We start from the raw sequence: 25838 nt of genomic DNA on the forward strand, positions 1-25838 counted from the left end.
AAGCGCATGGGCAGGATGGTGTAACCATCCGGCGACAGCCACCCCATGCGCTAGACAACAGGCTCCAAACGGGGCCTTTTTTTATGCCCGATAGGGCTTACTCACTTCCCGGAAATCAAGAGCTATACGGAACCAAGGCATGACGGGCACAGAGAACAAGATGACAGGCGCGGAGATCGTTCTCCAGGCACTGAAGGACAACGGCGTAGAGCACATCTTCGGCTATCCCGGCGGAGCGGTGCTGCCGATCTACGACGAGATCTTCCAACAGGAAGAGATCAAGCACATTCTCGTGCGCCACGAGCAGGGCGCAGGCCATGCCGCCGAGGGTTATGCACGGTCGACGGGGAAGGTCGGCGTGATGCTGGTAACCTCCGGTCCCGGCGCCACGAACGCGGTCACGCCGTTGCAGGATGCGCTGATGGATTCCGTCCCGCTTGTCTGCATCACGGGTCAGGTTCCAACGAGCCTGATCGGCTCCGACGCTTTCCAGGAATGCGATACGGTCGGCATCACGCGGCCATGCACCAAGCACAACTGGCTGGTCAAGGACGTGAACGACCTGGCACGCGTCATCCATGAGGCTTTCCGCATTGCGCAGTCCGGCCGTCCGGGTCCGGTCGTGGTCGACATTCCGAAGGATGTCCAGTTCGCGACGGGCACCTACACGGCGCCGGAAAGCCATGCGGTCCAGAAGAGCTACCAGCCGAAGATCCAGGGCGACATCAACCAGATCCATGCAGCGATCGAACTGATGGCCACTGCGAAACGGCCGATCATCTACAGCGGCGGCGGCGTCGTCAATTCCGGGCCGGAGGCGTCAAATCTGCTGCGCGAGCTCGTCGAGCTCACCAACTTTCCCATCACCTCGACGCTGATGGGCCTCGGTGCTTATCCTGCATCGGGCAAGAACTGGCTGAAGATGCTGGGCATGCACGGCTCCTACGAAGCCAACATGGCGATGCATGACTGTGACGTCATGATCTGTATCGGCGCGCGCTTCGACGACCGCATCACCGGGCGCCTGAACGCCTTTTCGCCCAACTCCAAGAAGATCCACATCGACATCGATCCGTCGTCGATCAACAAGAACGTCCATGTCGACATCGGAATCCGAGGCGACGTCGGCAATGTTCTGGAAGACATGGTTCGCCTGTGGCGCGCGTTACCGAAGAAGCCGGAGAAGGGCCAGCTTGCCGAATGGTGGGCGAACATCGAGCGCTGGCGGGCACGCAACTCCTTCGCCTACACGAAGAGCAAGGACGTCATCATGCCGCAATATGCGCTTGAGCGTCTCTATGAACTTACGAAGGACCGCGACACCTACATCACGACGGAAGTCGGCCAGCACCAGATGTGGGCTGCGCAGTTCTACGGCTTCGAGCAGCCGAACCGTTGGATGACTTCGGGCGGCCTCGGCACGATGGGCTACGGCCTGCCGGCTGCGCTCGGCGTTCAGATCGCGCACCCGGAGAGCCTCGTCATCGACATCGCCGGCGATGCCTCCATCCAGATGTGCATCCAGGAAATGTCGTCGGCGATCCAGCACGATGCGCCGATCAAGATCTTCATCATGAACAACCAGTACATGGGCATGGTTCGCCAATGGCAGCAGTTGCTGCATGGCAACCGACTCTCCCATTCCTATACGGAAGCCATGCCGGACTTCGTCAAGCTGGCCGAAGCCTATGGTGCGGTCGGCCTGCGTTGCGAAAAGCCAGACGAGCTTGATGGCGCCATTCAGGAAATGATCGACGTCAAGAAGCCGGTCATCTTCGACTGCCGCGTCGCCAACCTCGCCAACTGCTTCCCGATGATTCCTTCGGGCAAGGCACACAACGAAATGCTGCTGCCCGACGAGGCAACCGACGAAGCCGTCGCGAATGCCATCGACGCCAAGGGCCGCCAGCTGGTCTGATCAGGAGAGAATGACAATGAACGCACATCTTCAGCCGACCGGTTCGGCCTATTTCATCTCTCCCGAGACGGCCGCCGTCGAGAGCCATACGCTCTCGATCCTGGTCGACAACGAGCCGGGTGTGCTCGCTCGCGTCATCGGGCTGTTCTCCGGCCGCGGCTATAACATCGAAAGCCTGACGGTTTCCGAGACGGAACACCAGGCTCATCTTTCGCGCATAACCATCGTGACGCGCGGCACGCCTCAGGTGCTTGAGCAGATCAAGGCGCAACTCGAGCGCATCGTTCCGGTCCACCGCGTCGTCGATCTGACGGTGCGCGCCCGCGAACTCGGCCAGGAGCGGCCGATCGAGCGGGAAGTGGCGCTGGTGAAGCTTACCGGGGGCGGAGAGACACGAGCCGAGATGCTTCGCCTCGCGGATGCCTTCCACGCCAAGGTGGTGGATGCGACTGTCGAGCACTTCATTTTCGAGATCACCGGCAAGTCGTCAAAGATCGACCAGTTCGTGGCAATCATGAAGCCGCTTGGGCTCGCCGAGGTCTGCCGCACCGGCATAGCCGCGATGAACCGCGGACCCCAGGGGATGTAAGGCTGTTCTGCGGCCAAGGCCGCTCGAGATCGGAAGCCGCTAGAGATCAGATCATCTCGAGCGGCTTTTTGTTGTCAGGCGGCGGGAAGGCCGCGTCAAGCGCCTTCCAATCCTCCTCGGTGATATCCAGCGAGACGCAATCGCGGTTCTCGGCGACTCTCTGCGCGCTGGCGCTCTTCGGAATTGCGATGACGCCCGTGCGTTCGAGCAGGAATGCGAGCGCTACCTGGGCGGGCGTCGCCTGATAAGCCTTGGCGATCCTGACGACCTCCGGATGGTGCAGCAACCGCCCTTGCTCGATCGGGGAATAGGCCATCACCGGGATGTTTCGCTCCTGGCACCAGGGCAGCAGGTCGAATTCGATGCCGCGGCGGCCGAGATTGTAGAGCACCTGGTTCGCGGCAACATTCTTGCCGCCGGGGACCGCCAGCAGTTCCTCCATGTCGTCAACGTCGAAGTTGGACACACCCCAGGCGCCGATCATGCCTGAGAGCTGCAGGCTCTCCATCGCCTCCACGGTCTCGGCGAGTGGATGGTTGCCGCGCCAATGCAACAGGTAGAGATCGATGCGCTCGATCCTCATTCGCTGCAGGCTGCGCTCGCAAGCCTCTATCGTGCCCTTGCGGCTGGCGTTCCAGGGATAGACCTTGCTGACGACGAAGACCTCGGCTCGCCGCCCGTCGATCGCCTTGCCGACGAGCTTTTCGGAACGGCCGTCGGCATACATCTCTGCCGTGTCGATGACGGTCATACCACGGTCTATCCCGGCCTGGAGGCTCGCGATCTCGTCCTTCGCTCGGGCGGCAATCTCGCCCATGTTCCATGTACCCTGTCCGAGGGCTGGAACGCTATTGCCTGCGGGAAGCGTAACGGTGGGGATAGAATCCAGCATTTGGTGCTCCTGCGCCTGGTCGCCTGCAGTGAATGTCGAAGGATTATAGGCTATCCGGTTCCGCCGGGAGCGGCGGTGCCGACAGGCTACCATCATTTCATCCGAATGATGAGTTGCATCGCGAATGCGGCGGTCTTCGTCCTTCCTGTCACCATGACAATACCTTGGTGGATTTCCGGGCGGCACGCCGCTATACCGCGGAAAGAAGCGCCGGCCGCTCTATGGCCCGCGGCGTCGGGGCGGTTCAATGGAGGCTGCATGCCGTTCGACACCTTTCTGGCTCTCATCCTTTTCGCCTTCACGACGTCGATCACCCCAGGCCCGAACAATATGATGCTCTTTGCATCCGGCGTGAACTTCGGCTTCCGCCGAACCATCCCGCATATGCTCGGCATCGGCGTCGGCTTCCTTTCGCTGCTGCTCGGCGTCGGCCTCGGCCTCGGTGCGCTCCTTCATGCGATGCCGACCGTCTACATTGCGCTGAAGTTTGCCGGCGGTGCCTATCTCGTCTGGATCGCCTGGAAGATCGCCTCGTCGCGGTCGCTTTCCGAAGGCAAGGCCGGCGCGGAGCCAATGACCTTTTTCGGAGCGGCGGCGTTCCAGTGGGTCAACCCGAAAGCGTGGGTGATGGCGGTCACAGCGATCGCGACCTATACCAACGCGGATTTGTATCTGTTGAGCGTTCTGCTGGTCAGCCTGGCATTCGCGATCGTGAACGTGCCGAGCGTGTCGACCTGGGCGGGTTTCGGCTCGGCGCTCCGGGACTGGCTGTCGGTGCCGGCGCGGCTGAAGTGGTTCAACATTACGATGGCCACGCTGCTGGTCTTAAGCCTGTGGCCGATGCTAAAATAGCTTTCCCTTGTGGAGGAGCAGCAATGTCAGCGAACCATCATCACGACGACGACCACCACCACGACAATCACTATTCCGACATGCAGGCTCGGGTGAGGGCGCTCGAGACATTGCTGACGGAGAAGGGGCTCATCGACCCGGCCGCGATCGATGTCATCGTGGAGACCTATGAAACCAAGATCGGTCCGCGCAACGGGGCCCATGTCGTCGCGAAGGCCTGGCGCGAGCCTGAATTCGCCGAGTGGCTGAAGCGGGATGCGACGGCGGCAATAGCGAGCCTTGGCTATACCGGGCGCCAGGGCGAGCACATGCGCGCGGTCTTCAACACACCGGAAACGCACAATCTCGTCGTCTGTACACTCTGCTCCTGCTATCCTTGGTCCGTTCTCGGGTTGCCGCCGGTCTGGTACAAGGCGCCGGCCTATCGCTCGCGTGCCGTCATCGATCCGCGTGGCGTGCTCGCCGAGTTCGGCGTGGTGCTGGCGGAGGACAAGAATATCCGCGTATGGGATTCGACGGCCGAGCTTCGCTATCTCGTCATCCCCGAACGGCCCGATGGCACCGAAGGCCTGAGCGAGGATGAACTCGCGGCGCTCGTGAGCCGCGACGCCATGATCGGAACCTCGATCGCGAAGCGTCCGGAGGAAGCGCAATGAACGGGCCTCATGACCTTGGCGGGCAGATGGGCTTCGGCCCGGTCGCCCCAGAGAAAGACGAACCCTGCTTTCATGCGGAATGGGAAAAGCGCGTGCTCGGCATGACGCTTTCTTCCGGCGCCTTCGGTGCCTGGAGCATCGATGAGAGCCGCCACGCCCGCGAAAACATCCCGCCGGCGGACTATCTGGCCGCCAGCTATTACGAGATATGGACGAGGGCGCTCGAGGTGCTGTTGAAGCGCCACGGCTTCGTGACGGACGAGGAAATAAATACGGGCCACAGGCAGGTTGAGGGTACGACGCCGAAACGCGTGCTGAAAGCCGAGATGGTGCCTTCCGTTCTTGCGGGCGGCGGCCCCTGCGACCGTCCGGTTGAGACCACACCGCGCTTTGCGGCGGGTGATCGGGTGCGGACGAAGAATTTCAACCCCACCACCCATACCAGGCTGCCGCGTTATGCCCGGGCCAAGTCGGGCCGGGTGGAAGCAATCCAGGGCTCCTACGTCTTTCCCGACGACAACGCGCATCGCAAGGGCGAAAATCCTCAGTGGTTGTATACGGTCGTCTTCGACGGCAGCGAGATCTGGGGCGAGGGCGCAGATCCCACCCTGACGGTCTCCATCGATGCATGGGAGAGCTACCTTGAACGCGCATGAAACGCCGTGTTCGGTCACGGATTCACCGGAACTGCCGAGGGCGGACGACGGTGCTCCGGTCTTTCCGGAGCCCTGGGCGGCGGAAGCCTTCGCCCTGACTGTGCACCTGCACGAGAAGCGGGTCTTTACCTGGGGCGAATGGGCCACCAGCCTTTCGGCTGAAATCCATAAGCCGGGCCGGGCGGCCGATGGCAGTGATTACTTCGATTGCTGGGTCGCGGCCCTCTGCGACCTTCTTGTTGCCAACGGCATTGCGGAAGCCGAGGACATCACAAGCCTTCAGGAAAGCTGGCAGCGGGCGGCGGAGGCGACGCCGCACGGCAAAGCCATACTGCTTGAGAACGACCCGCAACGATGATGCCACTGCCTCAGGAAGGGAACTGCCGGTAGCATTCCTCTGCGACCTGGCGCAGCGTCGCGCGCGATATTTCGCCGGTGACTGCATAGCCGAGTTCTCCGTCTATCCAGTAGAAGGTATCGACCGAACCAGCGGTCGCGAAGCGGAAGCTCGTCGTCTTGTTCTGCGGGTTGCGCGCTATCATCACCGTCAGCCGCTCTCCGGCACCGTCCTCATACATGAAGAGTGCGCCCGGAGCACCGTCAACCGGCAGAAGCCTGCCGCCTACCAGCTGGAAACCAAGGGACTGGAGATTGGGTACCTTGAGGTCCGGCACTTTCAGGCGCTTGCCGAGCCAGGTGGCTAGATGGGCCTCCTGATCCGCGCCCACTTCGACGGGATGACGAACCTCGCTCGCATAGACCAAGAAGGCGGTACTCGCCTCCTGCGGCAAGGTCTCGACACCGGCAAGCTGCAACTCGGGCCGGGAGACGAGGAGCGGTCCGTAGTGACCTGTCGCAGCACCCAGCAGAAATATGCCGACAACGGCGGCGGCGCTCGCCAGACGGCGTGCCTGCACGCGGCCGGCCCCGTGAGGCGGGCGCGTGACCATCAGCACATCCGCTTCGCGGGGATTGTCATATCCGGCAAAGAGGGCCTTGATGCCTCGGTTTTGTTCCAGCCATTCGGCAACCTTCGCGGCCTGCTCGGGATTTTCCGCAAGCCAGTTCTCGATGCGAGCCCGCTCTTCCATTTCCAGGAGGTCATCGACATAGGCGTGGAGCTGCGCCTCGGTCACGCTTTGGTTCTGGTCTGTCATTTCGGCCTCCGAAGCGTGATCACATTTTCCGCGTTCAGTCGCTCGCTGAGCCGCTGCCTGGCGCGCGACAGCCGCGACATGACCGTGCCGATCGGAACATCCAGCATCACGGCAACTTCCTGGTAGCTATAGCCTTCGACGACGACGAGCATCAGTACTGCGCGGCTGTCCTCCGACAGGCTGTTCAGCGCTCCTTGCAGGCGCGTGCGCTCAAGCGGGTCCCCAGTCGCCTCGGGAGCGGGCATCTCCGTGGTCTCGTCGAGATCGACCAATGCGTGACGGCCTCGCCGACGCAGGCCGTTGCGATAAAGGTTTGTCATTATTGTCATTACCCAGCCGCGAAGATTCAGGCCGCGCCACTGGGAGCGGCTCTTGAGGACCTTCTCGACGCAATCCTGAAGGAGGTCCTCGCCGTCTGCGTCCGAACGCGCCAGGCTTCTGGAATAGCGCCTCAAGGAGGGCAGGAGCGCGAGCACCTGCGCCTCGAAACTGCCGGGCGCAGGGGAGGCGGCCCCTGCGCTCCGCTCTCCTCCGTCAGGGCTTCGCGACATCCCAAACGTCGCCTACGCCGTCACCGGTGGTATCGCCCATCTTCTTGTCCTTGATCCAGAAATAAAGCGGCATGCCGTCCTTCGCCAACTGCTTGCTTCCGTCCTTGCGCTCGACGATCGTATATGCGCCCTCGGCCTTGGTGCTCGCCGGAACGACCAGCGGCGGCCAATTCGCGGCGCACTTGTCATAGCAATTGGATACGCCCTTGGTGTCCTTCTTGAAGGTGTAGAGGGTCATGCCGTTTTCTCCGGCGAGGACCTTGCCCTTCGCCGTGTCCACGGTCTTGACCGGCTCAGCCGCCAGGGCGGCGGTGGAAACGAGCACCGTCCCGACGAGGAGGGGCAGGAATTTCACGGTTTTCATAACATCTCTCCTTGAGTGTCGTTGGCACGCAAGTCTGCGATACCGAACATGAGACACGAGGAAGGCGCCCTTTATTCCGTGGCGCGCGGCTGTTTTTTTCCGAGCAAGCTCGTCTTCGCTTACGCCCGGCGCACGTCTGCTGCAATGCACAAACTTTTCTTGACTCCAGAGTTCGCGCCGATAAGACTTCATCACGCGAGAAGATATGCGAAGCAATCAAATCTAAGTTCCGGGCGGCTAAGTCTGTCCTGTGAATTTATCTTTCGATATTGATCTGTCATCATACTGATAATTCGAATTTCTGTCGGGTTACATTTTGGAGCGTTCCTGTTGGCTTTGCAAAGACCGGGAAGTGATTGTTGGGCGAGCTTTCGTCACACGGCTCGACATGTGGAGGCAAAGCCGATGCCCGCCGTGCTTGCATAAAGTGTGATCGGTCATGACAAACCTGAACTTGAAGCGAAATTCGTTCTGGGCGGCGGCAGAGGTCATCGTTTCCGGCGTTTCACTTTTTGTCCTCTACAAATACATCATTCTCTTCCTCGGTCCCAAAGGGCTCGGCATCTGGGCACTCGTGCTTGCCACGACGTCGCTTGCCCGGCTCGGCGATCTCGGGGCCGCAACGGCTCTTTCCCGCTTTGTCGCCATTGCCCTTGCGCGTGACGACAGGGAGCAGGCGTCGGCCTACGTCGACACCGCATTCCTTCTCAATCTCGCGCTGTTTGTCGGGCTTGGCATCGTGCTCATCGTGCCGCTCTGGTACGGCATTGCCTGGGTGGTGCCCGCGGAAGCTCTGGAGGACGCGCGCAGTCTCCTTCCCTATGCGATGCTGTCATTCGTGCTGCTGAACCTCAATGCTGTCATGCTCGCCGCGCTGATCGGCCAGCAGCGAGCCGACCTGAAGAGCATGGTCGTGATCGGCAGCGTCTTCGTCCAGGTCGCGGTGGTCGCCGCCTGCATTCCCCATTTCGGTCTTCGTGCGATGGCCTGGGGACAGATTGCCCAGTACATCTTTGCGGCGGTCGTTGCGCGGGTCCTGTTCCGGCACTTTCTCAAGGCGAAGAGCGCCGTTCTCGTCCCACGTCACTTTTCGCGGCCAGCGTTCCGGGAACTCTTCGGATTTGGCCTGAAGCTGCAGGCGGCGAACCTGCTTTCGTTCTGCTTCGAGCCGTTCATGAAGTTCGTCATTTCGGGAACGGCCGGCTTGGAGGCGCTTGGCATTTTCGAGATGACCTATCGCATGACGCTGCAGGTCCGCAATGTCGTCGCAGCACCCACACAGACGCTTCTGCCGGCCTTCGCCCACCTGGAGGAGGTCGATTCCCGCGGGCTTGCCGACCTTTATCAGAAGGCGGTGGTGAATGCGGTGCTCGCCGGCGGCATACTGCTCTCGGCTCTTGCGATCGTCTCGCCGCTTGTCAGCTGGATCTGGCTCGGCGACGTGAAGCTTACATTTGTGGAATTCGCCGCATTCTGCTGCCTCGGCTGGTTCCTCAATCTTGCGGCAATTCCCGCCTATCTCCTCGGCGTCAGCCACGGCTTCGTGCGCTGGAACCTCGTTGGTCATGTGATCACCAGTTTTGCCGGCCCATTGATCGCTCTTGGCCTCGCGGCGCTTTTGGGTCCGCGCTTCACGGTACTCGTCGTCATGATTGGCCTTGGCGGCGGCGCGCTTTTCTCCTGGCTGATGAACTGCCGTCATTTCGGCCTTCCATTCATTCCGCCCTGGCAGAAATTTGCCGAGCAACTCGGGTCCGGCATGCGCTTCATCCTCCGTTCTTCGAGTGCTGGAACGTGAGCGCTACAGCGGCGAGGGATATGTGATGAAGGGAAATTCTGGTCTGCGAATCCTGCACCTCGCACACACGCCGAGACATTCGGGCGCGGAATCACTCATCAGGGATTTGTGCCTGCTCCACACGGACAGCGGCATTGTCTCCGCTATGGCATCCTTCTGCCCGCCTCTGGACGAGTTCGCAGGTGACGCGCGGCGGCTTCAGGACAGTGGAGTCGCGCTGTATTTCCCCTCAACGATGCTCAGCAAGTTCGGTCGTGGCGCCCACTACCGCGATGTCTACAGAGCATTCCAGCCCGATGTCGTCTTCGCCCATTCCGTGCTGCCGTCGCTCTATGGTCGATTGCCGCTTGCACTGATGCGGGAGCGGCCGGCCTTCGTGACGGTTCTCCACGCTGCATCCAACGATGATTTTGACGGCGGCTATCTGCGCCGGCTGGAGGGAGCAACGAGGTGGCTGGTTGATTCCGTCGTGGCGGTCTCCGACGAAGGAGCGCAGAACTATTCGAAGCGCTTCGGCCCACGTGCGTCTGTCGACGTCATCAAGAACGGCATAGATCTCCAGCGCTTCACACAGCTCGACAGGGCGCGCGCTCGGCAGGAGCTCGGGATCGAGGGTCAGAGGAAGATGATCCTGCAGGTGGGCAGGCTCGCTCCCGCAAAACAGCAGGATCTCTCGATTCGCGCCCTTGAGAGACTTTTGAAGGAACAGGACGCAGAACTCTGGCTTGCGGGTCTCACGGAATACGAGGAATACGAACGGCAGCTGCGCGCCATCGCTCTGGAACTCGGTGTCGCCGAGAAAGTGCACTTTCTCGGCGCGCGGTCCGACGTCCCCAATCTCCTGGCTGCGACGGACCTCTACGTGATGCCCTCGACCCGCGAGGCGCACAGCATCGCAATCATCGAGGCGCTTGCCGCCGGGGCGCCGGTTCTTGCCTCGGACATTCCGGCCTTCGCCTTTGCAGACGAGTTCGATGGCGTCCGCATCGTCGGCCGTGACGATGTCGCCGGAGTTGCCGGTGCTGCGGAGGATCTGCTGCGGCTGAACGCTCGCTTCGATCGTGATCTCTCGCGCTTTGCGATCGAGCGGACAGCGGATCAGTATGCGGCGCTGGCCCTGCGCCTTCACGAAAGGCGAGTGGCGCTGGCGGTCTAGCCGCCGGTTCAACGCCCCAATGCTGGGAGATGCGATGCTGCTGCCACAATCCGCCTCCGCCTGCTTTCGCCGGCTACTCGTGGTGCTTCTCACGCTCCTCGGCTGGCATGACATCGCGTCAGCTACCGAGCTGCCATGCATCTATGCCCTCGGCGACAGCCTCACGGCTGCCTATGCGCCGGAGCTTGCCGCGATCGTCGGCGCCGGGCGCGTCGTCGACGGCGGGCTTGGTGGTCAGGCTTCGCCATCCATCGCAGCGCGGGCCGGCGCAAGACCGATCCGCGTGACGCTTGCCGGCAACGCGATCCCCGCGTCCGGTACTGTCGCCGTGGACAGGATTGCGCCCGAGCTGCTGGCCTTCGCCGGCAACCGGGCAACGCTTTCCGGCGCGATTGCAGGGATATCGGGAACCATGATCTGGCAGCGCGGAGAGGGCTACAGCTTCCAGCGTTCGAAGCCCGGAGCGGCGATGGCGGCGGGTCCTTCGTCTGCCTTCGTTGTCGATGCATCCGACGTCGAGGACTGCACGCTCCTGCTCTGGGCGGGACGCAATAACTACAGGGACACGGCCGGCATCATCGGCGACATCTTTCGCACCATGGATCTTTGGAAGAAGCGAGGGCAGCCCGCCTATATCATCTCGATCATAGACGGCGTCGACGAGGGGCGGGGTACCGCTGCCTATCAGGCGATCACCCGCCTGAATGGGGAGATCGAAAAGCGCTATCCCGACCAATATGTCGATGTGCGCCGCTGGCTGATAGACGAGGCGCCGAGGGCGATGTCCCTGACGCTCTCGCCTCAAGGTATCAAGGATACGGCCGTCGACACAGTACCAACGGACCTTCGGAAGGATGGAATTCACCTGACTCCTGCGACGAACAGGGCGCTTGCGCAGTTTCTTGCAGAGAAACTCAAGCTCGGCCAGGTTCAATAGTGCGATGGCAGACCAAACGAGGAGCTTGCCATGACGAATGGGAGCCGAGCCTTGGAGACCAAGCGCTGGATGCGTCTATGCCAGCGGCGGACCGTTCGCCTTGTCATCGCATTCCTGGCTCTGATCGTTTCCGGTGTGCCGACGCATGCGGAAATCATCCTGCGCGCTGCGGACGCCGGGCAAGACGAGACCGACTTTTTCTTCCGGCAGTTCAACGATCTCCTTAGGCAGGCGGAGGCTCGTCTCAAGGAAGATCCCGGAGAGGCGGTGGTCATAGAAATCCCACCGGGCGTTCATCGTATTCAGCGCCCGATCATCCTCGACGAACGCGCGACCGCCTATCCGGATGCGCCGCTTGTGTTGAGGGGCGCGCCAGATGGCAGTTCGCGCATCCTTGGGTCGGTCGAGGTGCGTGCAGGCGAGCCGACGGCCGATGATCAGGCCCATGTTTCGAGAAGCCCTGTGGCGGGTAATGTCGTCGTCATCGATCTTGCCAGGATTGCCGGCGCGGGCAAGCCGGAGATCAGCCGGCGCGGCGCCTATGTCGGCGTTCACGAATCCGGGTTCGAGTTCTTCCAGAAGGGGGTTCGCTTCGCGCCGGCGCGGTGGCCCGAGAATGGTTACGACCGCCGCGCGAAGCCGAGCGGCGCGGCCGATACGGTTGTCCTGCCCAATGAGGCATTTGAGTTGCTGAAGGGAGAGCCGAACCTTTTCCTCGGCGGATATTGGACGGCGAGCTATGCCTACGAGACCAGCCCGGTGCAGGAGATGCTGCCGGTGGAAAAGGCGGTGCGGATGGCGCCGCTACGGCGGGAGGGACCGATCCAGGAGGGCGTGGCATACTTTGCCTTCAATGCCTTCAGTGCGCTTTCCCGGCCGGGTGAGTTCGTCCTCGATCCAGTCCGCCGCCGGGCATTCGCCATCGGCTTCGACGGCGAGAAGGCGTTCGATGTGTCGGTCACGGGAACGCTGCTTCAGATCCAGGGTGCGCGCAACATTCGGATAGAGAATCTTTCCTTCGAGGAATCGCGCGGAACGGCGATCCGCATCAAGGATGCCGACAACGTGGCGATCGACCGCTGCACGGTCCGCAACAGCGGCGCCGGCGGCATCAATGTCGAGGGCGGAAAGGGCGTCACCATCTCCCGCTGCACGATCGACAGTGTCGCCGAGACGGCTGTTTATCTAAGTGGCGGCGACCGCCCATCGCTGACGTCAGGCGCGCATTCCATCGTCGACTCCGTCATTTCGGACTTCGGCCAATCCTCATTCACCTATCGGGTCGGGGTCCATCTTGCCGGCGTCGGTCAGAAGATAGAGCGATGCACATTCCGGCACGGCCCGCACGCGGCGATCATCGTGCAGGGCAACGACCATGTCATTCGCGGCAACGATATCGGCGAGGTGGTGGAGCAGGGCGAGGACGCGGGTGCCATCTATATGGGGCGCGACTGGAGCGAGCGCGGCACCGTCATACACGGCAATTTCTTCCACGATATCGGCGGTCCAGCCCCCGGCGGCGCGGCGACAGTCGTCGGCCGCAACTTTGTGACCGCGATCTATCTGGACGATCAGGCAAGCGGATATCGCGTCGATGATAACGTGTTTTTCCGTGTCGACCGGCCGATTGCCGTCCATGGCGGGCGGGACAATGTCTTCAGCGGGAATGCCTTCCTCCACAGCGGCCATGTAGGCATCTTGCTCTACGACCGCGGCGAGGGGCGCGGAGGCGATCTGGAGGGTCGGTTGAGGCGTATGCCTTACCAGGACGAGCTCTGGTCGGCGCGATATCCGGCACTGCGCAACATTCTCGACGACGACCCCGGCGCGCCTCTTCACAACAGCGAGAAGGACAATCTCGTGGTCGGCGGCAAGCTCAAGTCCATCAAGGAACCGCTCAAGGCATCCGTCTGGCCGGACAGCGGCACCTCCGTCGAAGTAGAGGCAAAGTCCCCCGTATCATGGGCCTCGGGCGACGCGCAGGTCGACGCGGCAAAGATCCTGAAACAATATCCGGGGCGGTGCGAGATGTATCAAGGCTTTCGATGCTGACGATTTCGGGCGGGACGGCCGAGGAATTGAGCTTGCCTATCCGCGACGAATCCTGCCAATTCGCCCGATGCAATTTGCCCCGCAACAAGACGAAGCGCTCAAGGCCGTTTCGAGATGGCTGAAGGAAGGGCGCTCGCCCCTGTTTCGCCTGTTCGGCTATGCCGGAACGGGGAAGACGACGCTTGCGCGCCACTTCGCCGAAAATGTCGACGGCGAGGTGCTGTTTGCCGCCTTCACGGGCAAGGCGGCGCAGGTCCTGCGCTCCCGTGGCGCCAGTAACGCCAAGACCATCCATTCCCTCATCTATCGCCCGCGCGGCGAAGAGGCGGTGGAGGACGAGGAGACTGGAAAGACTTCGATCGCGCCAATGTTTGCGATCAACCGGCAGAGCCCGGTTGCCAAGGCGGCGCTTATCATCGTGGACGAATGCTCCATGGTGGACGAGGCTCTCGGCAAGGACCTGATGAGTTTCGGCACGCCCATCCTCGTGCTCGGCGATCCGGGCCAGCTGCCGCCAGTTTCGGGCGGTGGGTTCTTCACCAACGAGGAACCCGACTATCTGCTCACCGACATCCACCGACAGGCGCGTGACAACCCGATCATCCAGCTCGCCATGCAGGTGCGCGAGGGCAAGGAGGTCATGCACGGGGACTATGGAACCGCGCAGGTGATCTCGAAGAACGAGGTGACGCAGCCGCTGGTGCTGGAGGCAGATCAGGTGCTCGTCGGGACCAACCGGACCCGCCGGCGCTACAACCAGCGCCTGCGCGAATTGAAGGGGTTTGCGAAGGACTATCCGCAGGCGGGCGACAAGCTCGTGTGCCTGCGAAACGATCCCACCAAGGGTCTGCTCAACGGATCCCTCTGGCAGGTGATGACGTCGTCGCGAGAGACGACGAAGCCCGGCATAAACCTTCTCGTCCGGCCGGAAGACGACGACATGGATCGCGGCGCGGCCAAGATCAAGCTGCTGAAGCAGGTCTTCGAGGATGTCGAAGGCGAGATCCCGTGGTCGACGCGCAAGCGTTATGACGAATTCGACTACGGCTATGCGCTGACGGTGCACAAGGCGCAGGGCTCGCAGTGGAACAATGTCGTCCTCTTCGATGAGAGCTGGGCGTTCCGCGACACCCGTGAGCGCTGGCTCTATACTGCGATCACCCGCGCGGCCGAGACGCTGACGATCGTTCGCTAGCCGACGCACCACGCGCAAATTTCATCCCATGTCCAACTGGTCGCATTTAGGGCCTCGCGCGCTCGGATAAACCCTGCGCGCGACAAGATGACCGTATGAATTGAAAAAGCATGCGGCTTTTCAGAAAGACGAAGCCCCGGATCTGCAGCATCCTGTAGACGGTAAAGAGTGCGCCGTTCTGAGGCTGTGGGCTGGCGTTTTGCGGGCAATGTTAGGCGTTTCAAGCGATCAGCGGAACACAGTGGCACCCAGCGGCCCGCATTCGGCGCACCCTACCTCGATTTCAGAACGTAGCGTAGTGCAAGGTGAAGGTGATACTCCGATGAACGAGCCAGAAATTTCCGAAAAGCCACGCCGCCGCGGCGTCAGGCGGACTGGCGTCAGCCTCCTTCTCATCGTGTTGGTTGTGGGCGTCGGCGGTACCCTGTGGCTGCGTCATGACGACGAAAGCTCGGCTGCTACTCCGCCGGACCCGGGCGTGCCGGTGACCACCGCGCTGTCCGTCCAGGGTGATGTCCCGATCTACCTTTCGGGCCTCGGGACGGTACAGGCGTTCAATACCGTCACGGTGACGGCGCAGGTCAACGGCACGCTCGTCGATGTCCGCTTCAAGGAAGGGCAGATGGTCAAGAAAGGCGATGTCCTCGCGGTCATCGACCCAAGGCCGTTCCAGGACACCCTGGACGAGGCGGTTGCGAAGCTCAAACAGGATGAAGTTGACCGCGATTACGCCAAGGTCACACTGGATCGGGATCTGAAGCTCGACAACCAAAGCGTTACACAACAGACGGTCGACAACCAGCGCAGCACTTACCATCAGCTCGAGGCGCAAGTGAACCAGGATAACGCTGCGATTGCCGATGCGCAGACCCAGCTTTCCTACACCCAGATCATTTCGCCGCTTGACGGCCGCACCGGCATCCGCCTGCTCGACCAGGGCAACGTCATTACGACGACCGACACGACGGGATTGGTGGTCATCACCCAAACCAAGCCGATTTCCGTGATATCCACCTTGCCGGAGACCGATCTTCCGGCGGTACAGGAAGCCATGAAGGCGGGAGCGGTGACAGTGACCGCCCTGACAAAGGACGGCGGCTCCGCCCTTGGCAGCGGGACACTCACCGTCCTGGACAACGAGATTGACCAGACGACAGGTACGATCCGCCTGAAATCGACCTTCCCCAACGAAGACGAGACGCTCTGGCCGGGCGAATTCGTTCAGCTTCGCGTGCAGCAGAGGGTCGAGAAGGGAGTGGTCACCGTTCCGTCCGCCGCCGTGCAAAGGGGTTCCGACGGCTACTTCATCTATGTCGTCAAACCGGACAGCACGGTGGACGCGCGTCCAGTCAAGGTCGGCCAGATCGAGGACAATGTAGCCATCGTAGAGACCGGCCTCAAGGCCGGAGAGACGGTGGTCACGGCGGGGCAATACCGACTTGAGCCTGGCATCAAGGTCATGCCGGAGGACAACTCAAGCCAGACGCCAGCCACCGACAGCAAGAAGGTGAGCTAGATGTCCATTTCCTCGAACTTTATCCAAAGGCCGATTGCCACGTCGCTGCTCATGTTCGGCTTCCTGGCCGTCGGTCTCGCGGCTTATCCTTTCCTGCCGGTTGCGCCGCTCCCCCAGGTCGACTTCCCGACGATTTCGGTCAGCACGCAGCTGCCGGGCGCAAGCCCGCAGACGATCGCCTCAGCGGTGACCCAGCCGCTTGAGCGCCAGTTCGGTGAAATTCCCGGTGTGACGCAGATGACCTCGGTCAGCACAGAGGGGGCGAGTGCGATTACCCTCCAGTTCGACCTCTCGCGCGACATCGATGGCGCGGCTGAGGACGTGCAGACGGCGATCAATGCGGCATCTGGGCAGCTGCCCACGGATCTTCCCTCGCCGCCGACCTACCGCAAGGTCAACCCTGCCGACCCGCCGATCATTGTTCTTTCCCTTACGTCGGACACGCTGCCGCTTACGCAGGTCGATGATTTCGCGGAAAACGTTCTCGTTCAGCGCATCAGCCAGGTGGACGGTGTTGGGCAGGTGCCGATCTTCGGCGAGCAGAAGCCGTCGGTGCGCATCCAGATCGACCCGGCGAAGATCGCATCGCTCGGCCTGTCGCTGGAAGATATCCGGACCGCCATCACCGCAAATACGGTCGATGATGCAAAGGGCACCATACAGGGCGAGACCCGTACCTATACGGTCTATGACAACGATCAGCTCCTGGCGGCTGCGCCGTGGGGGGATGCAATCGTCGCCTATCATAACGGTGCGCCTGTCAGGATCAGCGATATAGGCAGGGCCATCGATGCGCCGGAAAACACGCAGGAACAAGCCTGGTCTAACGGCAAGCCGGCGATCATCCTGCCTATCTTCAAGCTCCCCGGCGCCAACGTCATCGACACGGCCGATCAAATCAAGGCGCTTCTGCCACAGCTGCGCGCCCTGGCGCCCAAGGCACTTCACATCGACATTCTGAGCGACCGAACGGTCACCATCCGCGCCTCGGTCGCTGATGTCGAGAGAACGCTGCTGATAACGGTCGGCCTGGTCGTCATGGTTATCTTCGTCTTTCTGAGGAGCCTTTGGGCGACGATTATTCCGAGCGTCACCGTGCCGCTCGCAATCATCTGTACTTTCGCGCTTATGTACGTGCTGGGCTTCAGCCTCGACAATCTCTCTCTCATGGGATTGGCGATCGCCGTCGGCTTCGTCGTGGACGACGCAATCGTCATGCTGGAGAACATCCACCGGCACATGGAGCAGGGCAAGACGCCGCTCCAGGCCGCGATGGACGGTGCGGGCGAGATCGGCTTCACGATCCTGTCCATCAGCCTTTCCCTGGTCGCAGTCTTCATTCCGCTGCTTCTGATGGGAGGCATCGTCGGCCGCCTCTTCCGTGAATTCGCAATCACCGTGACGATGACGATTGCGGTTTCGGCCTTTGTCTCGTTGACGCTGACACCGATGATGTGCGCTCGGTTCCTCAAGAACGAGAGTGAGATCAAGCATGGCCGCCTCTACCTGCTCTTCGAGCATGGCTTCGATATGATGCTGGACGGCTACCGCAGGACACTCGACGTGGCCCTGCACCACCATCGGATCACTTTTTCCGTATTCCTGATCTCGATCGCCGTAACGGGGTACCTGTTCTACATCATCCCCAAGGGCTTTTTCCCGATCCAGGACACGGGACTCATCGTCGGTGTTTCGGAGGGTGCGCAGGACACGTCTTACGCCGACATGGCCAAGCACCAGATCGAGCTCGGCAAGGTGGTCGCAAGCGATCCCGCCGTCGACACGGTGGGCATGGCCGTGGGCTCGATCGGCGGTCAGGCTCTGAACGACGGGCGAATGTTCATCACCCTGAAGCCGCGCGACGAGCGCGACGTTTCGGCAACTCAAGTCATCAATCGCCTGCGGCCGAAGCTTGCCAAGGTAGAGGGTGCGGCACTCTTTCTGCAGCCTTCCCAGGACGTCACCGTCGGCGGCCGTGTCTCGCGTACGGAGTTCCAATACACGCTCCAGGACGGCAATTCCGACGAGCTCAACGAATGGGCGCCGAAGCTGCTCGCGAAGATGAAGACGATCCCGGTGATGACGGACGTCGCGAGCGACCAGGAGAACAATGGTGCCACACTGACCCTGACGATCGATCGTGACCAGGCGTCGCGTTTCGGCATTACACCCGAAACGATCGACAACACACTCAACGACGCCTTCGGTCAGCGACAGGTGACGCAATATTTCACCGACCTCAATAGCTACCACGTGATTCTCGAGGTGCTGCCGGAGGATCAGAATTCGCCGCTGGCGCTGAACAGTCTCTATATCCGCTCGCCGCTCACCAACCAGGAGGTGCCGCTCAGCCAGCTGGTCAAGCAAACGACGGAGCCCACAAGCGTTCTTGCGGTCAACCATCAGTCCCAATTCCCGTCGGTTACGCTGTCCTTCAACCTGGCGCCCGGCGCCGCCCTAAGTCAGGCTGTCGCTGCGATCCACCAGGTGCAGCAGGAACTGGGAACGCCCCCGACGCTGATTGGCACGTTCCAGGGCAACGCGCAGGCATTCCAGCAGTCCCTTGCCAGCGAGCCTCTCCTGATTCTCGCGGCTCTGGTCGTAATCTACATCATTCTCGGCATGCTCTACGAAAGCTACGTGCACCCGCTGACGATCCTTTCGACGCTACCGTCGGCGGGCCTCGGCGCGCTGGTGATGCTGAACGCGTTCGGTTTCGACTTTACGCTCATCGCGCTTATCGGCATCATCCTGCTTATCGGCATCGTGAAGAAGAACGGTATCATGATCGTCGACTTTGCAATCGCTGCCGAGCGAGAGCAGGGGCTCACGCCGGAGGAATCGATCCGGCAGGCGTGTCTTCTGCGTTTCCGTCCGATCATGATGACGACGATGGCGGCGCTGCTCAGCGGCCTGCCGCTAATGCTCGGAAACGGCACGGGCTCGGAGCTGCGCCAGCCGCTGGGTTACGCGATCGTCGGCGGCCTGATCCTCAGCCAGGCGATGACCCTCTATACGACGCCGGTCGTCTACCTCTACCTGGATCGGGTCCAGAACTATTTCACCCGCAAGGACAAGGAGAAAAAGGAAGATCCCGACACGGCCGCGGCCGCCGAATAGTGCGTGGAAGACACCTTCAAGACAGGCAAGAGCAGGACTCGCGAGAGCGGGTCCTGCTTGTTCTGCTACAGAGCCTTTCGGCGCGTCAGGTCTGCACGATGCCGAGGAGAACGGCCTTGGCCACGGCCTGGAAGCGGTTGTTGGCGTTGAACTTGCGGATGAGCTCGGCCTCGAGAGCGACGGTCTCTTCATGCTTGAGGTCGAGAGCTCGGGCCAGCCGTTGTGTCGAATAGCCTTCCGCCATCAGTTCGAGGCATTGTTTTTCCTCGTCGGTGAGGCTCGCTTTCTCTTCGCTGTCGCCAAACAGTGGGACATCGGCCTCCTCTTCGTCCTCCAGCAGATCATTGACCTGCTGGATCTGGCGGTGGAGAGTCGACATTTCGGCGGTGAGCTCGCGCTTTCTGACCAGCAGGGCATTTCGAAACGTGCGCTCGGACTCTTCCTGCGTGCCGGACCGGCTCAATTCCTCCATCAACTCCTGGATGACGGCGATCGGCATTCCTGTTTCGCGGCAGGTGTTGATGACGGCCATCCGGTGGATGTCCTCCTGGCCGTAGACCCGCATCAGGCCGATTCGATCGGCCGAGAGAAGGCGCTTCTCCTCGTAGAAGTGCAATGTCCGGTGTGTAACCCCAAAGGCATTCGCCATGTCTGCAATCGGTACCGGTCCATCCGGCAAGTCAGGTGGCAACGTCGTCGTTGGCAGGAAACGATATCTCAACTGCGCATCGGATCCGGTATTCGCCACAGCAAACAGGCGCTTGGAACCATCTGCCATCAACCCCTCCTATGATCTGATCTGCACTTCCTCGCCTCATATTGTACAGGTCCCGCCAATTGCCACCCTGGTCGGCGTGTTGGGCTCTCCTCGAACCCGACTTTTTCTTGTCGATGGGAAACGCTACGCGGCGGAGCTACTGGGAACGTACTCACCTTATGCGCGAACTCGTATAAACGCAGATGCTAAAAATAACCGCATTTGAAAGGGATAGCAACGCCGCCTGGTGGCGGAAAAGCTCATGCCTGTGGACAGCGGGCATAGAATTCCCCTTCGCCGAGGGTCGCTGCCGACGCACTATTCCAGGTTGCTAGACTTGGCGTAATCCCATAGGCGGAGACCGTCGCGCCAGCATCAATCTTTTGCATGCGTCGATGCTCGAAACTCATTGGCCTTGCCGCCGGGGCTGGCATAAAAGCAAGTATTGCCCGCCAACACCAATGGACCTGCCAAGATGCCAGCCAAGCTTTCCGTCAATCTCAACGCCATCGCGATGCTCCGGAACCGCCGCGACCTGCCGTGGCCGAGCGTGGAGGGACTGGGCCGGATCGCGCTTCAGGCAGGGGCGAGCGGCCTTACCGTTCACCCTCGGCCCGACCAGCGACATATCCGCTTTTCGGACCTGCCGGTGATTCGAGCCCTGATCGACGACGAGTTTCCGCAAGCCGAATTCAACATCGAAGGTTATCCGACCGAAGACTTTCTGGCGCTCTGCGCTTCGGCACAGCCCGAACAGGTCACGCTCGTGCCCGATGATCCGTCGCAGGCGACGTCCGATCACGGCTGGGACTTCCGCAAGCACCAGGCGTTTCTGACGGAGATGGTCGGGCGTCTCAAGAAACTGGGTTGCCGCGTTTCACTGTTTGCCGACGGCGATGGCAACGCGGACGCCATTGAGATCGCAAAGGCGACTGGCGCAGACCGGATCGAGCTTTACACAGGCCCATATGGCGGCTGCTACGAAGCCCCGGAGCGGGCGGCGCCGATCCTCGAAGCTCTTGGCAAGACGGCGGATGCAGCCGCCGCACAGGGCCTTGCCGTCAACGCCGGGCACGACCTGACCGTCGGCAACCTGCCACCGCTCGTGAAGCGCATCCCGGCACTTGCCGAGGTCTCCATCGGGCATGGATTGACCGCGGACGCGCTGGAATACGGCATGGCGGAAACAGTGCGCCGCTTCCGCCGCGCCTGCGGCCAGAGAGTCTGAAAACCGGCTGCCGCGCCCGCCGCGTGGCAGCCGGCAACCTCATCAGGAGGTTAGTGCCGCCTTGTGCGCTTCGAAGAAGCTGCGTGCCGATTGCGGGTCCTTGCCGGTGAGCTTCCGGAAATCATCCGTCAGGAAGGCAAAATTTCCTGCGCGGATGTTGGCATCAGCGGAAACGAGGACATCCACGAAGAAGCCGGGCAGGCCGGCGGATGCAAGGCCTCCCGCCAGTTGCTTGTCATCAATGTGCACGACCTGAAGCTGCTTGCCGGCAATCTCGGCCGCGAGCGCTGCAATTTCCTCCGTGGTCAGCAACTGCGGTCCTGTCAGGGTGAGGATGCCGCGCTCTACCGTCGCCGAAGCAAGGCCGGCCGCGATGGCGAGCGCGCAGTCCTCACGGGAGATATTGGCGGACCGGCCATCGCCGCTCGAGGAATACCATTTTCCTTCCTGAAGGCTATGCGGGAGGGAGTGCAGGAAATTGTCCCAGTACCAGGCGTTGCGGAAGATCGTATAGTCGACACCGCTCGCCTTGATCGCCTGTTCCGTGCCGAGGTGGTCGGGCGCGAACGATACGAGCGAGTTATCCGGTGCCGGCATCGAGGTGTAGAAAAGATGCTTGGCACCGGCCTTTGCCGCAGCGTCGACCGCTGCCTTGTGCTGGGCGAGGCGGTGTCCCTTCTGAGCCAGCGCATCCGTGCTGATGATGAGAAGGCGATCGGCACCGGCAAAGGCCGCGGCCAGCGACGCGGCGTCGTCGAAGTCGGCCCTGCGCGTGGTGATGCCGCGCGCTGCGAGTTCGGCGAGTTGTTCCGGATTGCGGGTCGCGCCAATGATGTCGCCTGCGGGTACCTTGTAGGTCTCCAGCAGATGGTGGATCACGCGACGGCCGAGCTGGCCCGCGGCGCCTGTAACAAGGATTTTCTGGCCCATGGTTTTTTCCTTCCTTAGCAACTTTGTCGGTCTCTAAAAGAGACTAGCGCTAGAATAGGAATTGACTAAGCCGTGTAAAGCAGGCAGTTTTTCGTGCCTAGCTCACAGAAAGGAAACCACCATGCGGGGATCCGTCGTCAACTTCCGGAACAAGGCCGAAGGTGCAGCGCGCGCGATAGACATCAGCAAGCTGGACTTCAGCAATTGCCCGGTACGCGACGTCATGCAGCAGATCGGCGGCAAGTGGTCGACGCTGCTGCTGGAAGCTCTGTCGCAGCAGCCCTATCGATTCGGCGCGTTGAGACGCATGGTGCCGGACATCTCCCAGCGCATGCTGACACAGACCCTGAGGGATCTGCAGCGAGATGGCTACATTGAAAGGGAGGTGTTTCCGACGAAGCCGCCCAGCGTGGAATATCGGATGACCGATCTCGGTCGCTCGCTCTTCGAGCCGTTGTCGCGTCTTCTGGACTGGGCCGAGGCCAATCATGACGCCGTGCGGGCGGCGCGAGCGCGGTTCGACCAGACGCCTCCCTGAGGAGGCGTGCCGGTCTTTTCTGCGAGCTGCGGCTTAGTGCCTGCGCTCGGTCGCAAAGATCAGAAGGGCAACGGCCGGAAAGCAGAAGCCGATCCAGGCAGTAAACGACCAACCGCCTGATGCATAGGCCCAGCCGCCAATCGCCGAGCCGAATGCCCCACCGGCGAAGAACGTCGCCATGTAGAGGCCGTTCAACCTGCTGCGATGCTCGGCGCTCAACGCATAGATGGCACGCTGGCCGCAGACGAGGTTGGTCGTCACGCCGAAGTCGAGCAGGATCGCCGACAGGGTGAGCAGGCCAAGTGAGAGAGCCGAGCCGTCATTCACGAGATGACCCATCAGAAAGGAAATGACGCCGAGCGTCATCGCGAGCGCGGTTGCGCGCTTCGTAAGGCCGCGATCAGCAAGCCTCCCGGCAATCGGTGAGGCAATTGCACCCGCCGCGCCGGCAAGGGCAAAAAGGGCAATGCCGTTCTGGCTCATGTTGAACTGCGGCCCAGCAAGCAGCAGTGGCGTCGTGGTCCAGAACAGGCTGAAGGCGCCGAACATGCAGGCCTGATAGATCGCTCGGCGCTGAAGGATCGGCGTGTAGAGGGCAAGGCGTCCCATCGAAGCGAGCAGCTCCGCGTAGCTCAGCCTCGTATGAGGCACACGCTTTGGCAAAGTGATGCGCAACACGACCGCAAGGAGGACCATGATCGCGGCCGAAACGACGTATACGACGTGCCATGACGAAGCCTCGGCGATGAAGCTCGCGAAGGGTCGGGCGAGCATGATTCCGCAGAGCAGACCACTCATGACATTGCCGACCACCTGGCCGCGGCGGGCGTCAGGCGCCATGTGAGCGGCGTAGGGCACAAGCACCTGGACCGCAACCGATGCAAGGCCGATGCAGAGGGATGCGAGCAGAAAGAGGCCGGGAGTGCCGGAGGCGGGTGCTGCGAGAAGCGCAACGGCCGAGATGACGATGAGCGTCAACACGAGACGGCGATTCTCCAGAAGATCGCCGAGCGGCACAATGAGAAGCAGGCCAAGGCCATAGCCGATCTGCGTCAGCGTCACGATAAGGCCAGTGGCGGCCGGGGAAAATCCGAGCGTCGTGCTGATTGGACCGGCCAGTGGCTGGCTGTAGTAGAGGTTCGCAGCGACGAGCCCGCAGGCCGCCGCAAGCAGAAAGGTCATCCACGGCGAAATCCCGTGATCGATGGTCGTCTCCCGCGTCGCGGTCGATACAGTCATATCTGGCTCCAAAGGGGGGTAGGAGTTATCAATGATTTCGGAAAAATTAGCGATGTCATACAATTAGCCGCATCGCGGCCTTCGCGACGGCAACCATTTCCTCCGGACTGCGTCCGGTCTTGCCAACTACGCGCATACCCTTCGTGAGGCAGAGCAGGGCACGGGCGGCCGCCTCCACGTCGACATGAGCCGGGATCGATCCGTCGGACTGGCCGAGCCGGATAAGCTCGCGAAGAAGCCGCTCATCGGCATCGAATGCGGTATTCACTCGATCCGACACCTCTTCGTCGAAAAGCGCGAGTTCCGTCGCGCTACCGACCACAAGGCAGCCCCGCCGTCCGACGGCGCCACATGAGGAATCGGCGTAGAAGAGAAGGGTGCGAAGGATCTTTTCCCAGCCGTTCGGCTCCGCGGCAACCTGCTCCTCGAGCTCGCGCCGCCGCACGCGCCGATAACGGTCGAAGGCCGCGAGGAAGACGGCGCGCTTGTCCTTGAAGGCCTTGTAGACGCTGCCGGGCGTCAGCCCCATGGCCTCGGTCAACTCGCTGATTGACGCAGCATGGTAGCCGCGCTCTGAAAAGACGAGCAGCGCCTTGTCGAGGGCTTGGTCCGGATCGAATTCGCGAGGTCGCCCACGGGGGCGGGAAGCTACAGTCGAAGAAGGGAGGTCATTTGTCATGCCTCCCATTTAGGGAATAATCGTTTCCAAATCAATTGGAATTTTGCACCGCGAAGAATCTACCGCATCGCACTTGCAGTCAAATCAAAGATCGAGGACCCAGGTCTCACCGTTCATCGGCGCTCCGAAGAGGACTTGAGTCTCCCTCGAGACAAGGCGGAATCCCGCTCTGGCGTATATATTCCGCGCCGTTGTCAGAGCCTCGTCTGTCCAAAGCGACAACTGGCTGTAGCCGGCGCGCCGGGCGAACCCTATGCACTCATTGACAAGAAGCGTGCCGATACCGAGACCGCCCGCGGCCTTGTCGACATAGAGAAGCCGCAGCCTGGCAACGCCGCCGCCGCCATTGGCAACCAGAGCAGACCCGACATTGATACCGTCACGCTCAGCGATCCAGCAATACTCGCGGTCACGATCGAAATTGGCGAGGAAATGCCCGGCCACTTCAGCGATCAGCCCCTCGAAGCGCAGATCCCAGCCAAATTCAGAGGTGTAGAATTCCGACTGGCTGCTTATGATCCAGCCAATATCGCCGGCGCGATGCGGGCGCAGAATCGCGGGGCGCAGGGCGTCTCGCCCGGGATCGATCGCCAGGCGGATATTGTCCATGGCATCGACGATCCGCGCAGGCGCTCCTGGGGGGAGATCGGCAAATTGCTCGGCAATGCGCTCGCGTGAGCGCCGGGCGAGTTCGTCGAGCAGTGTGTGCCCCTTCTGGGTGATGCTGATGACCTGGCTGCGCCGGTCGGCCTGGTCCTGGCGCGTGTCGATCAACCCTTCACCGCGGAAGCGCTTCAGGATCCGGCTCAGATAGGCCGGATCGACGTGAAGCTCGCGGGCGAGATCGACCGCGGCAGTCGTGTCGTGCGTGCCGATCTCAAAGAGCGCGCGTGCCTCGGTCAGCGTGTAGGGCGAGGCGAGGTAGGCCCTGTCCAACACACCCAGCCAATTCGTATAGAAGCGGTTGAAGTCGCGCACCGCGTCGATGAGGGCTTCTCTTGAAACGGAACTCATGGATATCGTCTCCTTGGATAGGAAGACGATGCCGCTATTTAGTT

At 61.6% G+C, this 25838-nt stretch carries 24 protein-coding genes; 15 read left to right on the forward strand and 9 right to left on the reverse strand.

Annotated elements, in window-relative coordinates:
- The first annotated feature begins 139 nt into the window (after positions 1-139).
- Together EV286_RS08595 and ilvN are read left to right on the forward strand one after the other, a co-directional pair.
- Positions 140-1918 carry an acetolactate synthase 3 large subunit gene (locus tag EV286_RS08595; RefSeq protein WP_132956610.1) on the forward strand — a complete coding sequence of 593 codons (1779 nt, stop codon included), beginning with the start codon at positions 140-142 and terminating at the stop codon, positions 1916-1918.
- Between the two features lie 16 nt (positions 1919-1934).
- On the forward strand, positions 1935-2507 hold the full coding sequence (ilvN, locus tag EV286_RS08600; RefSeq protein WP_132956611.1) for an acetolactate synthase small subunit: 573 nt from the start codon (positions 1935-1937) through the stop codon (positions 2505-2507).
- Between the two features lie 46 nt (positions 2508-2553).
- On the opposite strand, the gene EV286_RS08605 is transcribed toward ilvN, so the two are convergent.
- On the reverse strand, positions 2554-3399 hold the full coding sequence (locus EV286_RS08605; protein WP_132956612.1) for an aldo/keto reductase: 846 nt from the start codon (positions 3397-3399) through the stop codon (positions 2554-2556).
- 258 nt (positions 3400-3657) lie between these two features.
- On the opposite strand from EV286_RS08605, the gene EV286_RS08610 reads away from it, so the two are divergent.
- The 4 genes from EV286_RS08610 to EV286_RS08625 are packed head-to-tail and all read left to right on the forward strand — an operon-like array spanning position 3658 to position 5921.
- Positions 3658-4251, forward strand: a complete 594-nt coding sequence (locus tag EV286_RS08610) for a LysE family translocator (protein WP_132956613.1) — start codon at positions 3658-3660, stop codon at positions 4249-4251.
- Between the two features lie 23 nt (positions 4252-4274).
- Positions 4275-4907, forward strand: coding sequence for a nitrile hydratase subunit alpha (nthA, locus tag EV286_RS08615; protein WP_132956614.1), 633 nt, complete (start codon positions 4275-4277; stop codon positions 4905-4907).
- The gene (nthB, locus tag EV286_RS08620) at positions 4904-5563 is read left to right on the forward strand and encodes a nitrile hydratase subunit beta (RefSeq protein ID WP_132956615.1); all 660 of its coding nucleotides are present in this window, start codon (positions 4904-4906) and stop codon (positions 5561-5563) included. Before nthA ends, nthB begins: the two co-directional genes overlap by 4 nt.
- Positions 5532-5921: a nitrile hydratase accessory protein gene (locus EV286_RS08625; RefSeq protein WP_132956616.1), complete on the forward strand. Its 390-nt coding sequence runs from the start codon at positions 5532-5534 to the stop codon at positions 5919-5921. Before nthB ends, EV286_RS08625 begins: the two co-directional genes overlap by 32 nt.
- Before the next feature lie 10 nt (positions 5922-5931).
- Here the strand turns inward: EV286_RS08625 and EV286_RS08630 are convergent, their stop codons facing one another.
- The 3 genes from EV286_RS08630 to EV286_RS08640 are packed head-to-tail and all read right to left on the reverse strand — an operon-like array spanning position 5932 to position 7635.
- Complete coding sequence (locus EV286_RS08630; protein ID WP_132956617.1) at positions 5932-6720, reverse strand: anti-sigma factor; 789 nt, start codon at positions 6718-6720, stop codon at positions 5932-5934.
- A complete protein-coding gene (locus EV286_RS08635; protein WP_132956618.1) occupies positions 6717-7271 on the reverse strand; it encodes an RNA polymerase sigma factor in 555 nt (184 codons plus the stop codon). Before EV286_RS08635 ends, EV286_RS08630 begins: the two co-directional genes overlap by 4 nt.
- Complete coding sequence (locus tag EV286_RS08640; RefSeq protein WP_132956619.1) at positions 7255-7635, reverse strand: hypothetical protein; 381 nt, start codon at positions 7633-7635, stop codon at positions 7255-7257. Before EV286_RS08640 ends, EV286_RS08635 begins: the two co-directional genes overlap by 17 nt.
- 439 nt (positions 7636-8074) lie before the next feature.
- Between EV286_RS08640 and EV286_RS08645 the strand changes: the two genes are divergently transcribed.
- From EV286_RS08645 to EV286_RS08675, 7 genes are all read left to right on the forward strand, one after another.
- Positions 8075-9433, forward strand: coding sequence for an oligosaccharide flippase family protein (locus EV286_RS08645; RefSeq protein ID WP_132956620.1), 1359 nt, complete (start codon positions 8075-8077; stop codon positions 9431-9433).
- Between the two features lie 25 nt (positions 9434-9458).
- Positions 9459-10589, forward strand: a complete 1131-nt coding sequence (locus EV286_RS08650; RefSeq protein ID WP_132956621.1) for a glycosyltransferase family 4 protein — start codon at positions 9459-9461, stop codon at positions 10587-10589.
- A 34-nt stretch (positions 10590-10623) separates the two neighbouring features.
- Positions 10624-11526, forward strand: a complete 903-nt coding sequence (locus tag EV286_RS08655) for a hypothetical protein (RefSeq protein WP_132956622.1) — start codon at positions 10624-10626, stop codon at positions 11524-11526.
- 30 nt (positions 11527-11556) lie between these two features.
- Positions 11557-13578: a right-handed parallel beta-helix repeat-containing protein gene (locus tag EV286_RS08660; protein ID WP_132956623.1), complete on the forward strand. Its 2022-nt coding sequence runs from the start codon at positions 11557-11559 to the stop codon at positions 13576-13578.
- A gap of 67 nt (positions 13579-13645) precedes the next feature.
- The gene (locus tag EV286_RS08665; RefSeq protein WP_132956624.1) at positions 13646-14773 is read left to right on the forward strand and encodes an ATP-dependent RecD-like DNA helicase; all 1128 of its coding nucleotides are present in this window, start codon (positions 13646-13648) and stop codon (positions 14771-14773) included.
- 322 nt (positions 14774-15095) lie between these two features.
- Complete coding sequence (locus EV286_RS08670) at positions 15096-16289, forward strand: efflux RND transporter periplasmic adaptor subunit (protein WP_132956625.1); 1194 nt, start codon at positions 15096-15098, stop codon at positions 16287-16289.
- On the forward strand, positions 16290-19409 hold the full coding sequence (locus tag EV286_RS08675; RefSeq protein ID WP_132956626.1) for a multidrug efflux RND transporter permease subunit: 3120 nt from the start codon (positions 16290-16292) through the stop codon (positions 19407-19409). It abuts the gene before it with no gap.
- A gap of 85 nt (positions 19410-19494) precedes the next feature.
- Here the strand turns inward: EV286_RS08675 and EV286_RS08680 are convergent, their stop codons facing one another.
- Positions 19495-20187, reverse strand: coding sequence for a MerR family transcriptional regulator (locus EV286_RS08680; RefSeq protein ID WP_132956627.1), 693 nt, complete (start codon positions 20185-20187; stop codon positions 19495-19497).
- Positions 20188-20641: 454 nt separating this feature from the next.
- Here EV286_RS08680 and EV286_RS08685 point away from each other — a divergent pair, with 454 nt between their 5' ends.
- On the forward strand, positions 20642-21394 hold the full coding sequence (locus EV286_RS08685; protein ID WP_132956628.1) for a pyridoxine 5'-phosphate synthase: 753 nt from the start codon (positions 20642-20644) through the stop codon (positions 21392-21394).
- 42 nt (positions 21395-21436) lie between these two features.
- On the opposite strand, the gene EV286_RS08690 is transcribed toward EV286_RS08685, so the two are convergent.
- On the reverse strand, positions 21437-22324 hold the full coding sequence (locus EV286_RS08690; RefSeq protein ID WP_132956629.1) for an NmrA family NAD(P)-binding protein: 888 nt from the start codon (positions 22322-22324) through the stop codon (positions 21437-21439).
- Positions 22325-22445: 121 nt separating this feature from the next.
- Here EV286_RS08690 and EV286_RS08695 point away from each other — a divergent pair, with 121 nt between their 5' ends.
- Positions 22446-22862 (forward strand): helix-turn-helix domain-containing protein, encoded by a 417-nt coding sequence (locus EV286_RS08695; RefSeq protein ID WP_132956630.1) that lies wholly within the window; start codon positions 22446-22448, stop codon positions 22860-22862.
- A 33-nt stretch (positions 22863-22895) separates the two neighbouring features.
- Here the strand turns inward: EV286_RS08695 and EV286_RS08700 are convergent, their stop codons facing one another.
- From EV286_RS08700 to EV286_RS08710, 3 genes are all read right to left on the reverse strand, one after another.
- Positions 22896-24101, reverse strand: coding sequence for an MFS transporter (locus tag EV286_RS08700; RefSeq protein WP_132956631.1), 1206 nt, complete (start codon positions 24099-24101; stop codon positions 22896-22898).
- A 55-nt stretch (positions 24102-24156) separates the two neighbouring features.
- Positions 24157-24780: a TetR/AcrR family transcriptional regulator gene (locus EV286_RS08705; protein WP_132956632.1), complete on the reverse strand. Its 624-nt coding sequence runs from the start codon at positions 24778-24780 to the stop codon at positions 24157-24159.
- Between the two features lie 84 nt (positions 24781-24864).
- Positions 24865-25794 carry a helix-turn-helix domain-containing GNAT family N-acetyltransferase gene (locus tag EV286_RS08710; protein WP_132956633.1) on the reverse strand — a complete coding sequence of 310 codons (930 nt, stop codon included), beginning with the start codon at positions 25792-25794 and terminating at the stop codon, positions 24865-24867.
- Between the last annotated feature and the right edge of the window lie 44 nt (positions 25795-25838).

This window comes from Rhizobium sp. BK251, from assembly GCF_004345245.1.
GTDB lineage: Bacteria > Pseudomonadota > Alphaproteobacteria > Rhizobiales > Rhizobiaceae > Rhizobium.